Genomic DNA, 12,071 nt, shown 5'->3' on the forward strand with positions numbered 1-12,071 from the left:
GGCAATAAAGGGATTTGTATATCGTTGTCTGCAGCGAATTCCCTTAATTTCTCTTGCAGGACAACTGCCATGAACACATCAACCTATAACCGTACTCGTTGGCTGACACTCTTCGGCACCATCGTGACGCAATTTGCGTTGGGATCGGTTTATACCTGGAGCCTGTTTAACAGCGCGCTGTCCGACAAGCTGGGCGCACCGGTCAGTCAGGTGGCTTTTTCCTTCGGCTTGCTGAGTCTGGGGTTAGCGATTTCGTCTTCCGTCGCCGGTAAATTGCAGGAGCGTTTCGGTGTTAAGCGCGTGACCATGGCCTCCGGCATTATGCTGGGCGTGGGCTTCTTCCTGACCGCGCATTCCAACAGCCTGATGATGCTGTGGCTCAGTGCGGGCGTGCTGGTCGGTCTGGCGGACGGAGCGGGCTATCTGTTGACCCTGTCTAATTGCGTGAAATGGTTCCCGGAACGTAAAGGGTTAATCTCCGCATTCTCAATCGGTTCTTACGGGTTGGGCAGCCTCGGTTTTAAATTCATCGACTCGCATTTACTGGAATCTGTCGGTCTGGAAAAGACGTTCATGATCTGGGGCGCGATTGTGTTGGTGATGATCCTTTTCGGCGCTACGCTGATGAAAGATGCGCCTCAGCAGGCCGTGAAAACGGTGAATGGCGTGGTGGAAAATGATTTCACGCTGGCACAGTCCATGCGTCAACCACAGTACTGGATGTTGGCCGTGATGTTCCTGACTGCCTGTATGAGTGGCCTGTATGTCATCGGTGTGGCGAAGGATATTGCGCAGGGGATGGTGAAACTGGATGTGGCAACCGCAGCCAATGCAGTGACGGTCATTTCCATTGCTAACCTGTCGGGCCGCCTGGTGCTGGGTATCCTGTCGGACAAAATCTCGCGTATCCGTGTCATTACCATGGGGCAGGTCGTATCGTTGGTCGGTATGGCTGCGCTGCTGTTCGCGCCTCTGAATGAAATGACCTTCTTTGCCGCTATCGCCTGCGTTGCCTTTAACTTTGGCGGCACCATTACCGTGTTCCCGTCTCTGGTGAGTGAGTTCTTTGGCCTGAACAATCTGGCCAAGAATTACGGCGTGATTTATTTAGGGTTTGGGATCGGCAGCATTTGCGGATCGCTTATCGCGTCGCTGTTCGGTGGCTTCTATGTGACTTTCTGCGTGATATTTGCCTTGCTGATTATCTCGCTAGCACTGTCCACCACGATTCGCCAGCCGCAGCGCGAAGTCTATAATGAGGCGCATGCGTAAATAAACGCCGATAAAGGCCGGGCTTCCGGCCTTTTTTAGCGATGAAACCTAAGGCAAACTTAAGGTTGTAGAGCTTTAGTTTGTTTTTTTGTAAATATCCGCTTCATTCACACACTCTCCTGCCACTTTTTTCTTTCGCTGTGGTCTACTTACCACGCTTTAGACATTTCTGATATTGGATTCCTGAGCGCATAAATAGTCTGTTCACTTTAGATACGAAGTGAAGCGGGGTTACTCTCCCTTTTTCCGGGTTGAATGCATGAAATACATCAAATCGATGACACAACAAAAGCTGAGTTTCTTGCTGGCGTTGTACATCGGCCTGTTTATGAATGGTGCTGTTTTTTTCCGTCGGTTTGACGGTTATGCACAAGATTTTACTGTCTGGAAAGGAGTCTCAGCAGTCGTTGAATTGGTCGGCACCGTTTTGGTGACGTTCTTCCTGTTACGCATGCTCTCGCTCTTTGGTCGACGCATGTGGCGCGTTCTCGCCTCGCTGGTGGTCGTCTTCTCTGCGGGTGCCAGTTATTACATGACTTTCATGAACGTGGTCATTGGCTACGGCATTATTGCCTCGGTCATGACGACGGATATTGACCTCTCGAAAGAGGTGGTTGGTCTGCACTTTATTCTCTGGCTGGTGTGCGTGAGCGCGCTGCCGCTGCTGTTCATCTGGAGCAATCGCTGCCGCTATACCTTGCTGCGGCAAATGCGCACGCCTGGGCAGCGCATCCGCAGCGTCACGCTGGTGGTGCTGGCGGGTTTGATGGTCTGGGGACCGATTCGCCTGCTGGATGTGAAGCAAAAATACGATGAGCGTACCTCTGGCGTGGATATGCCGAGCTACGGTGGTGTCGTGGCTAACTCCTATCTTCCTTCAAACTGGATTTCGGCGCTCGGCCTTTACGCCTGGGCGCAAGTCGACGAGTCAGCCGACAATAAATCGTTGAAGAATCCCGCCAAACAATTTACTTACCAGGCGCCAAAAGACATCGATGATACCTATTTTGTCTTTATTATCGGTGAAACGACGCGCTGGGATCACATGGGCATCCTTGGCTACGATCGCGACACGACACCGAAACTGTCGCAGGAAAAGAACCTGATCGCCTATCGCGGGTACTCCTGTGATACCGCCACGAAACTCTCTCTGCGCTGCATGTTTGTGCGCGAGGGCGGGGCGGATGATAACCCTCAGCGTACCCTGAAAGAGCAGAACGTCTTCTCCGTGCTGCGCCAGCTTGGGTTTACGTCCGATCTGTACGCGATGCAGAGCGAAATGTGGTTCTACAGCAACACCATGGCGCAGAACATTGCTTACCGTGAGCAAATCGGTGCCGAGCCGCGTAACCGGGGTAAGAGCGTGGATGACATGCTGCTGATTGATGAAATGAAGAATTCGTTGAACGGCAATCCTGATGGCAAGCATATGATCATCCTGCATACCAAGGGTTCGCACTTCAACTACACGCAGCGTTATCCACGTAACTTTGCTAAATGGACGCCGGAATGCGTAGGCGTGGATAAAGACTGCACCAAAGATGAGTTGGTTAACTCGTTTGATAATTCAGTGATGTATGTCGATCACTTTATTGATAGCGTGATTGATCAGGTGCGTGATAAGAAAGCGATTGTGTTCTATGCCGCAGACCATGGTGAGTCCATCAATGAGTTTGAGCATTTGCACGGTACCCCGCGCAAGATGGCTCCGCCAGAGCAATTCCGTGTGCCGATGATGGTCTGGATGTCAGATAAATATCTGGAGAACCCGGATAAAGCGAAAATGTTCGCCCAACTGAAAAAAGAGGCCGACATGAAGGTGCCACGTCGTCACGTTGAGCTGTACGACACGATTATGGGTTGCCTTGGCTATACCTCTCCGAACGGCGGGATTAACGAAAATAACAACTGGTGTCATCTCCCTGATAGTGCAACAAAAGCCACTCAGTAACCGGTCTGGCGAGTTTATCGCCGATCGAATGGCTTTTTCATGATAAGGGATTGACGGGAGCGCGCCCCAGCAGTAAGATGCGCTCCGCATTCGGCGAGTAGCGCAGCTTGGTAGCGCAACTGGTTTGGGACCAGTGGGTCGGAGGTTCGAATCCTCTCTCGCCGACCACATTTAGAAAAAGGCTAACCGCAAGGTTAGCCTTTTTTGCATTCTATGAGCGGAAAAGGATGAGAACCTCCGGGGAAAGAGGTTCGACTCGAGCGGAGCGAGAGAACGTTGCGTGAGCAACGGCCCGCAGGGCGAGCCACGAAGTGGCGAGTCATCCTCTCTCGCCGACCACATTTAGAAAAAGGCTAACCACAAGGTTAGCCTTTTTTGCATTCTGCGAGCTGAAAAGCATTCGCTAAATGTGCAACTCGCCATCAAGCGATGGTTTTGCGTTAAGGACTTACCTATGGCAACCTGTTAAAACAGACCTTACCTCTCGTTTACGCCTGCCTGTTAACGCTTTTGTGACATAATCCATTGTATTTTTTTATATATAGATTGATCTTTTTTCGCGTTGCTTATGGATAACCTCAGCATTTTCCGCTGTGCGTTTTAACGTTCATGGCATTAAGTGCTCAGATATTCACCATTCTGTAAGAAAATTTACGCGATATGAATAAATGTTAATCACTGATTGTTGCGAAATATGAAGAGGTTTGTGCTGCAAGATGGCGAGTAGCATAAATTTCCCTGCTGAAAATAGATGCCTGGAGTTTTTTTAATCTTTGTTTACCGTTTCTCACCCTCAACGTAAATCCCCGTCACCTGTATTGACGTTTTCACATTCTATTGACAGATTGTAGGGCACGAGGGGCATTTCAGGGACGATCTGCGCTGCAACTCTGTCGCTCTTCTGAAAGGATTCTCCATCCCTTATAACGCCTTCGGGCATCACCGACCGGACCGGGTAAATAATAAATAAAGGTCAGGCGGCGTAACACAACAAAGCAAAACATCACATTGGAGCAGAATAATGAGTATTTCCTTGAAGAAGTCAGGGATGCTGAAGCTTGGTCTGAGCCTGGTTGCTCTGACTGTCGCGGCAAGCGTAAATGCGAAAACCCTGGTTTACTGTTCTGAAGGCTCGCCGGAAGGCTTTAACCCACAGCTCTTCACCTCTGGTACCACGTACGACGCAAGCTCTGTGCCTATCTATAACCGTCTGGTTGAATTCAAAATCGGTACTACGGAAGTCATTCCGGGTCTGGCGGAGAAATGGGAAGTCAGCGAAGACGGCAAAACCTATACCTTCCACCTGCGTCAGGGCGTGAAGTGGCAGGACAGCAAAGAGTTTAAACCGACTCGCGATCTGAATGCCGACGACGTTGTGTTCTCCTTTGATCGTCAGAAAAATGCCCAGAACCCGTACCATAAAGTCTCTGGCGGCAGCTACGAATACTTCGAAGGCATGGGCCTGCCAGACCTGATTACCGAAGTGAAAAAAGTTGACGACAAGACCGTTCAGTTTGTTCTGAGCCGCCCGGAAGCACCATTCCTGGCTGACCTGGCAATGGACTTCGCGTCAATTCTGTCGAAAGAATATGCGGATAACATGCTGAAAGCCGGCACGCCGGAAAAAGTGGATCTGAACCCAATCGGTACTGGTCCATTCCAGCTGCTGCAATACCAGAAAGACTCACGCATTCTGTACAAAGCATTCGAAGGTTACTGGGGTACTAAGCCGCAGATCGACCGTCTGGTCTTCTCCATCACGCCTGACGCCTCTGTGCGTTACGCAAAACTGCAGAAAAATGAGTGCCAGGTTATGCCGTACCCGAACCCGGCTGATATCGCTCGTATGAAGCAGGACAAAAACATCAATCTGCTCGAGCAGGCTGGCCTGAACGTAGGTTACCTGTCCTTCAACACCGAGAAGAAACCGTTTGATGATGTGAAAGTGCGTCAGGCGCTGACTTATGCGGTAAACAAAGAAGCGATCATCAAGGCGGTTTATCAGGGCGCAGGCGTTGCCGCGAAGAACCTGATTCCACCAACGATGTGGGGCTATAACGACGACGTTAAGGATTACACTTACGACGTTGAGAAAGCGAAAGCACTGCTGAAAGAAGCCGGTCAGGAGAAAGGCTTTACCGTTGAGCTGTGGGCGATGCCTGTACAGCGTCCATACAACCCGAACGCTCGCCGCATGGCTGAGATGGTTCAGGCTGACTGGGCTAAAATCGGCGTGCAGGCCAAGATCGTGACCTACGAGTGGGGCGAGTATCTGAAGCGTGCTAAAGCCGGTGAACACCAGGCGGTGATGATGGGTTGGACCGGGGACAATGGGGATCCGGATAACTTCTTCGCGACCCTGTTCAGCTGTGATGCAGCAAAACAAGGCTCCAACTACTCTCGCTGGTGCTACAAGCCGTTTGAAGATTTGATTCAGCCGGCGCGTGCGACCGAAGACCACAACAAGCGTATCGAACTGTACAAACAGGCTCAGGTAGTGATGCATGACCAGGCTCCGGCGCTGATCGTGGCTCACTCCACCGTGTACGAGCCAGTGCGTAAAGAGGTGAAAGGCTACGTGGTTGATCCACTGGGCAAACACCACTTCGAAAACGTATCGGTTGAATAATAAGTAGGGTGTCCCCCTCTCCCATTGGGAGAGGGTCGGGGTGAGAGGGATTTAACCGTTCCTCTCACCCTTATCGTCTCCCCTGAGGAGAGGATATTTACATTTGTGAGCAATAAAGACGTCACGCTTTTGATGGTGCGTCATTACAGAGAATCCGGGTTATGTTGCAGTTCATCCTCCGACGTCTGGGACTTGTCATCCCCACGTTTATCGGTATCACCCTTCTCACTTTTGCCTTCGTCCATATGATCCCCGGCGACCCGGTAATGATTATGGCAGGTGAGCGTGGTATCTCCCCTGAACGCCATGCGCAGCTGTTGGCCGAACTCGGCCTGAACAAGCCGCTGTGGCAGCAGTACCTCAATTACATTTGGGGCGTTCTGCACGGTGATTTAGGGATTTCGCTGAAAAGCCGTCTTCCGGTGTGGGACGAGTTTGTGCCGCGTTTTAAAGCGACGCTTGAACTTGGTGTCTGCGCCATGATGTTTGCCGTTGCTGTCGGTATTCCAGTCGGTGTACTGGCCGCCGTTAAGCGTGGCTCTATTTTCGATCACACCGCCGTTGGCCTCGCGCTGACCGGGTATTCCATGCCTATCTTCTGGTGGGGCATGATGATGATTATGCTGGTCTCGGTGCAATGGAACCTGACGCCGGTTTCCGGGCGCGTCAGCGATATGGTCTTCCTGGACGATTCGAATCCGCTTACCGGCTTCATGCTGATCGACACCGCCATCTGGGGTGAAGAGGGCAACTTCATTGATGCCGTCGCGCACATGATTTTGCCTGCGATCGTGCTGGGGACCATTCCACTGGCAGTTATCGTGCGTATGACGCGTTCCTCCATGCTGGAAGTGCTGGGCGAGGATTACATCCGAACCGCTCGCGCCAAAGGGTTGACCCGTATGCGCGTCATTATCGTTCACGCCTTACGTAACGCGATGCTGCCGGTGGTGACCGTTATCGGTCTGCAGGTGGGGACATTGCTCGCTGGCGCGATTTTGACTGAAACCATTTTCTCCTGGCCTGGCCTGGGGCGTTGGCTGATCGATGCGCTGCAGCGCCGTGACTATCCGGTAGTGCAGGGCGGGGTGTTGCTGGTAGCGACGATGATTATCCTCGTCAACCTGCTGGTCGATCTGCTTTACGGCGTGGTGAACCCGCGTATTCGTCATAAGAAGTAAGGGGCCATTATGTCACAAGTTACTCAAAATAAAGTTGTTGCTGCCCCGGTGCCTATGACGCCGCTGCAGGAGTTCTGGCACTACTTCAAGCGTAACAAAGGCGCGGTGGTCGGTCTGGTGTATGTCATCATCATGCTGATCATTGCGGTTTTCGCGAATGTCCTGGCACCGTATAACCCGGCGGACCAGTTCCGAGACGTGCTGCTTTCTCCGCCAGCCTGGCAGGACGGCGGGACGTTTGCGCATCTTCTGGGAACGGATGATGTGGGCCGTGATGTGCTATCTCGCCTGATGTACGGTGCACGTTTGTCGCTGCTGGTTGGCTGTCTGGTGGTGGTGCTGTCGCTGATTCTGGGCGTAATTCTCGGGCTGGTTGCCGGCTATTTCGGTGGTCTGATCGACAACATCATCATGCGTGTCGTTGACATCATGCTGGCGCTGCCAAGCCTGTTGCTGGCCCTGGTGCTGGTGGCGGTGTTCGGACCCTCGATAGGCAACGCGGCGCTGGCGCTGACGTTCGTCGCGTTACCGCACTATGTGCGATTAACCCGAGCGGCGGTGCTGGTCGAAGTGAACCGCGATTACGTCACCGCGTCTCGCGTAGCGGGTGCGGGCGCGCTGCGTCAGATGTTCATCAATATTCTCCCAAACTGCCTTGCACCGCTGATCGTTCAGGCGTCGCTTGGTTTCTCTAACGCCATTCTCGATATGGCTGCTCTTGGCTTCCTGGGCATGGGTGCGCAACCGCCAACACCGGAGTGGGGCACAATGCTCGCCGATGTGTTGCAGTTCGCGCAAAGCGCCTGGTGGGTCGTCACCTTCCCGGGTCTGGCGATTCTGCTCACGGTGCTGGCATTTAACCTGATGGGTGATGGTCTGCGTGATGCACTTGATCCCAAACTGAAGCAGTAAGAGGCACGAGATGGCGTTATTAAATGTAGATAAATTATCGGTGCACTTCGGTGACGTTGGCTCCGAATTTCGTGCCGTAGACCGTATCAGCTACAGCGTGAATCAAGGTGAAGTGGTTGGCATTGTGGGGGAGTCTGGTTCCGGTAAATCGGTCAGCTCACTGGCGATCATGGGACTGATTGACTATCCTGGCCGCGTCATGGCGGAAAGTCTGGAGTTTAATGGTCAGGATCTGAAGCGTATCTCCGAAAAGCAGCGCCGCCAGTTGGTGGGTGCCGAAGTGGCGATGATCTTCCAGGACCCAATGACCAGCCTGAACCCTTGTTACACCGTCGGTTTCCAGATTATGGAAGCGATTAAAGTGCATCAGGGCGGCAATAAGAAAACTCGTCTTCAGCGTGCGATTGACCTGCTCACGCAGGTAGGGATTCCCGATCCGGCCTCGCGTCTGGATGTTTATCCGCATCAACTTTCTGGCGGGATGAGTCAGCGTGTGATGATCGCCATGGCGATTGCATGTCGACCAAAACTGCTGATTGCCGATGAACCGACGACGGCACTGGATGTGACCATTCAGGCGCAAATCATTGAACTTCTGCTGGAGTTGCAGCAGAAAGAGAATATGGCGCTGGTTCTGATTACGCATGATTTGGCACTGGTCGCGGAAGCCGCACACAAGATCATCGTGATGTACGCCGGGCAAGTGGTGGAAACCGGAAGCGCGAACGCGATTTTCCGCGCGCCGCGTCACCCGTATACACAGGCGCTATTGCGTGCGCTGCCGGAGTTTGCTCAGGATAAAGCGCGTCTGGCGTCACTGCCGGGCGTTGTTCCGGGCAAATATGACCGCCCGGCGGGTTGTCTGCTGAATCCGCGCTGTCCGTATGCGACGGATAAATGCCGTGCCGAAGAACCAGAACTCTTCACGCTGAATGATGGTCGTCAGTCTAAATGTCATTACCCACTCGATGATGCCGGGAGGCCTACACTATGAGTACGCAAGAGGCCGCCAAACAACAACTTTTGTTGCAGGCCATCGACCTGAAAAAGTATTACCCGGTGAAGAAGGGGATTTTCGCGCCTGAACGCCTGGTCAAAGCATTGGACGGGGTGTCATTTACCCTCGAGCGCGGCAAAACGCTGGCCGTGGTGGGTGAGTCCGGCTGTGGTAAATCAACGTTAGGCCGTCTGCTGACGATGATTGAAATACCTACCGGTGGCGAGCTGTATTATCAGGGTCAGGATCTGCTCAAGCATGATCCGGTAGCGCAGAAACTGCGTCGCCAAAAAATCCAGATTGTGTTCCAGAACCCGTACGGTTCGCTGAACCCACGTAAAAAAGTGGGACAGATTCTGGAAGAGCCGCTGCAAATTAACAGCACGCTCAATAAAGAGCAGCGCCGCGAAAAAGCATTAGCGATGATGGCGAAAGTGGGGCTCAAAACCGAGCACTATGATCGCTACCCGCATATGTTCTCGGGTGGACAGCGCCAGCGTATCGCGATTGCACGTGGGTTGATGTTGGATCCCGATGTGGTGATTGCCGATGAACCTGTTTCTGCACTCGACGTGTCCGTACGTGCGCAGGTACTCAACCTGATGATGGATTTGCAGCAGGATCTGGGACTGTCGTACGTGTTCATCTCCCATGACCTGTCTGTGGTCGAGCATATCGCCGATGAAGTAATGGTGATGTATTTGGGTCGTTGCGTGGAGAAGGGGACGAAAGATCAGATCTTCAATAATCCTCGTCACCCGTATACGCAGGCGCTGCTCTCGGCAACACCGCGCCTGAATCCGGATGAGCGCCGCGAGCGTATCAAGCTGACCGGCGAGCTGCCAAGCCCGCTGAATCCGCCGCCGGGATGTGCGTTCAACGCCCGTTGCCGTCGTCGCTTTGGACCGTGCACGCAGTTGCAGCCGCAGTTGAAAGAGTATGGCGGTCAGTTGGTTGCCTGCTTTGCGGTCGACCAGGATGAAAACGGCGAGAAGCCGCAAGCATAATGCGTAAACAAAAAAACCGGCGATAATCGCCGGTTTTTTTATGTCTGCACATTTGCTATTTCCGCAACCGTACCTGGTCAACGGCGTGATTCTCACTCTTGGTCAGAATCAGGCTGGCGCGCTCACGTGTCGGCAGGATGTTCTCTTTCAGGTTCACGTAGTTGATCTCATTCCAGAGCGCGGTAGCGACATTGACGGCTTCGGCTTCGGAAAGCTGAGCGTAGTTATGGAAGTAAGAATCAGGATCGGTGAATGCCCCTTCGCGGAACTTCAGAAAGCGGTTGATATACCAGTTTTGCAGCAGATTCTCGGGTGCGTCGACATATATAGAGAAGTCGACGAAATCGGAGACAAAGACATGGTGCGGGTCATGGGGATAATCCATGCCGCTTTGCAAAACATTTAATCCTTCCAGAATCAGAATATCTGGCTGGGCAACGGTTTTATCCCCATCGGGGATACGATCGTAAATAAGGTGGGAATAAACAGGCGCCGTCACGTTCGGCGCGCCTGACTTCAGATCGGAGACGAATTTCACCAGCCGATGCATATCATAAGAAAGCGGAAAGCCTTTCTTCTTCATTAGACCGCGTTCTTTTAACACCTCGTTCGGGTGCAGGAAGCCGTCAGTAGTAATTAACTCTACGCTGCGATGTTCTGGCCAACGGCTCAGCAGTGCCTGTAAGACGCGTGCAGTGGTGCTTTTACCTACCGCCACGCTACCCGCAATGCTGATGATATAAGGAATACGCTGCCCGTTGGTGCCGAGGAACTGTTCCAGTACGGCCTGACGGCGCAGGTTGGAGCTTATATAGAAGTTAAGCAAGCGGGACAGGGGCAGATAAATCTCGGCAACTTCTTCCAGCGACAGATCTTCGTTTATCCCTTTTAAACGCGCGATTTCACCTTCCGTCAGCGTCATGGGAACCGAATCACGCAGGGCTGCCCACTGGCTGCGGTTAAATTGAAGATAAGGTGTCATTAACGATTGCTCTTTTTTGCTCATAAGCAGGCTTCTGTGAACCATTTATCTGCGCATGCACGAACTGTCGCAGGTAATAGCCCATCACTTAGTAGTTAATTTTGGACAATGGGCAGGAGGTTAACACCAGATGACGCGAATAATAAGAAAAAATATAGGTGAGTAATGCCGAACGCGGAGGGCATCACGGTACGCTTTAACCGTGTGTTTTGGCTTGCAGTGATGAAGATTTAGCCTGCTTTGCATGAAATAACAGCGTTTTTCCCTGTTTGCGCACAAAATGTGAGCGAATGAACAATTTATGCAATTTTTTAGTTGCATGACTGCCCATGTCTCCATAAAATGCGCGCTACTTGATGCCGACTTAGCTCAGTAGGTAGAGCAACTGACTTGTAATCAGTAGGTCACCAGTTCGATTCCGGTAGTCGGCACCATCAAGTCCGGTGGGGTTCCCGAGCGGCCAAAGGGAGCAGACTGTAAATCTGCCGTCACAGACTTCGAAGGTTCGAATCCTTCCCCCACCACCACTTTCTGGCAGCGTAATCGCCGCCTGAGCTGGCTAAAACATTAATCAGCTCAAACATAAAAAGAGAGAAATCTCTTTTTTGTTACAGAAAGAACTGGGTAGCCGAGTTTCAGGATGCGGGCATCGTATAATGGCTATTACCTCAGCCTTCCAAGCTGATGATGCGGGTTCGATTCCCGCTGCCCGCTCCAAGACGTGCTGATATGGCTCAGTTGGTAGAGCGCACCCTTGGTAAGGGTGAGGTCCCCAGTTCGACTCTGGGTATCAGCACCACTTCACTTCTCCCTCCCGTTTCTCTCTGTTAACTTTTAAAAAACATTCAACAGTTCAGGCATTTTGCCTGGTTGATGTGGTGATATCACCGATTTATCCGTGTCTTAGAGGGACAATCGATGTCTAAAGAAAAGTTTGAACGTACAAAACCGCACGTTAACGTCGGTACTATCGGCCACGTTGACCATGGTAAAACAACGCTGACTGCTGCAATCACTACCGTTCTGGCGAAAACCTACGGTGGTTCTGCTCGTGCATTCGATCAGATCGATAACGCACCAGAAGAAAAAGCTCGTGGTATCACCATCAACACTTCCCACGTTGAATATGACACCCCGTCC

9 protein-coding genes, 5 tRNA genes and 1 other RNA gene are annotated in these 12,071 nt (G+C 52.1%); 14 read left to right on the forward strand and 1 reads right to left on the reverse strand.

The window, feature by feature from the left end; all coding sequences use genetic code 11:
* Window positions 1-69: 69 nt before the first annotated feature.
* From ACKI5T_RS17090 to dppF, 9 genes are all read left to right on the forward strand, one after another.
* Entirely contained in the window at window positions 70-1,272 is a 1,203-nt protein-coding gene (locus ACKI5T_RS17090; RefSeq protein WP_011915442.1) for an MFS transporter, read from the forward strand.
* A gap of 259 nt (window positions 1,273-1,531) precedes the next feature.
* On the forward strand, window positions 1,532-3,223 hold the full coding sequence (eptB, locus tag ACKI5T_RS17095) for a kdo(2)-lipid A phosphoethanolamine 7''-transferase (RefSeq protein WP_407438997.1): 1,692 nt from the start codon (window positions 1,532-1,534) through the stop codon (window positions 3,221-3,223).
* Between the two features lie 91 nt (window positions 3,224-3,314).
* Window positions 3,315-3,391, forward strand: a tRNA-Pro gene (locus ACKI5T_RS17100).
* A gap of 38 nt (window positions 3,392-3,429) precedes the next feature.
* Window positions 3,430-3,562, forward strand: a non-coding RNA gene (locus ACKI5T_RS17105) — RtT sRNA.
* Between the two features lie 682 nt (window positions 3,563-4,244).
* Complete coding sequence (gene dppA / locus ACKI5T_RS17110) at window positions 4,245-5,852, forward strand: dipeptide ABC transporter periplasmic-binding protein DppA (RefSeq protein WP_011915449.1); 1,608 nt, start codon at window positions 4,245-4,247, stop codon at window positions 5,850-5,852.
* 161 nt (window positions 5,853-6,013) lie between these two features.
* Complete coding sequence (gene dppB, locus ACKI5T_RS17115; RefSeq protein ID WP_011915450.1) at window positions 6,014-7,033, forward strand: dipeptide ABC transporter permease DppB; 1,020 nt, start codon at window positions 6,014-6,016, stop codon at window positions 7,031-7,033.
* Window positions 7,034-7,042: 9 nt separating this feature from the next.
* Window positions 7,043-7,945: a dipeptide ABC transporter permease DppC gene (gene dppC / locus ACKI5T_RS17120; protein ID WP_407439000.1), complete on the forward strand. Its 903-nt coding sequence runs from the start codon at window positions 7,043-7,045 to the stop codon at window positions 7,943-7,945.
* Between the two features lie 10 nt (window positions 7,946-7,955).
* Window positions 7,956-8,939 carry a dipeptide ABC transporter ATP-binding protein gene (dppD, locus tag ACKI5T_RS17125; RefSeq protein WP_407439002.1) on the forward strand — a complete coding sequence of 328 codons (984 nt, stop codon included), beginning with the start codon at window positions 7,956-7,958 and terminating at the stop codon, window positions 8,937-8,939.
* Window positions 8,936-9,949 (forward strand): dipeptide ABC transporter ATP-binding subunit DppF, encoded by a 1,014-nt coding sequence (dppF, locus tag ACKI5T_RS17130; RefSeq protein ID WP_407439003.1) that lies wholly within the window; start codon window positions 8,936-8,938, stop codon window positions 9,947-9,949. Before dppD ends, dppF begins: the two co-directional genes overlap by 4 nt.
* 55 nt (window positions 9,950-10,004) lie before the next feature.
* On the opposite strand, the gene coaA is transcribed toward dppF, so the two are convergent.
* Complete coding sequence (gene coaA, locus ACKI5T_RS17135) at window positions 10,005-10,955, reverse strand: type I pantothenate kinase (protein ID WP_041689217.1); 951 nt, start codon at window positions 10,953-10,955, stop codon at window positions 10,005-10,007.
* Between the two features lie 334 nt (window positions 10,956-11,289).
* Here coaA and ACKI5T_RS17140 point away from each other — a divergent pair.
* The 5 genes from ACKI5T_RS17140 to ACKI5T_RS17160 form a co-directional block, all read left to right on the forward strand.
* Window positions 11,290-11,365, forward strand: a tRNA-Thr gene (locus tag ACKI5T_RS17140).
* Window positions 11,366-11,373: 8 nt separating this feature from the next.
* Window positions 11,374-11,458: transfer RNA gene (locus tag ACKI5T_RS17145), tRNA-Tyr, on the forward strand.
* A 115-nt stretch (window positions 11,459-11,573) separates the two neighbouring features.
* Window positions 11,574-11,648, forward strand: a tRNA-Gly gene (locus tag ACKI5T_RS17150).
* Between the two features lie 6 nt (window positions 11,649-11,654).
* Window positions 11,655-11,730: transfer RNA gene (locus ACKI5T_RS17155), tRNA-Thr, on the forward strand.
* Between the two features lie 119 nt (window positions 11,731-11,849).
* Window positions 11,850-12,071: GTP-binding protein (locus ACKI5T_RS17160; protein ID WP_407438656.1), on the forward strand; the 222-nt coding region annotated here is incomplete at its 3' end.

This window comes from Lelliottia sp. (genome assembly GCF_045627565.1).
Lineage (GTDB): Bacteria > Pseudomonadota > Gammaproteobacteria > Enterobacterales > Enterobacteriaceae > Enterobacter.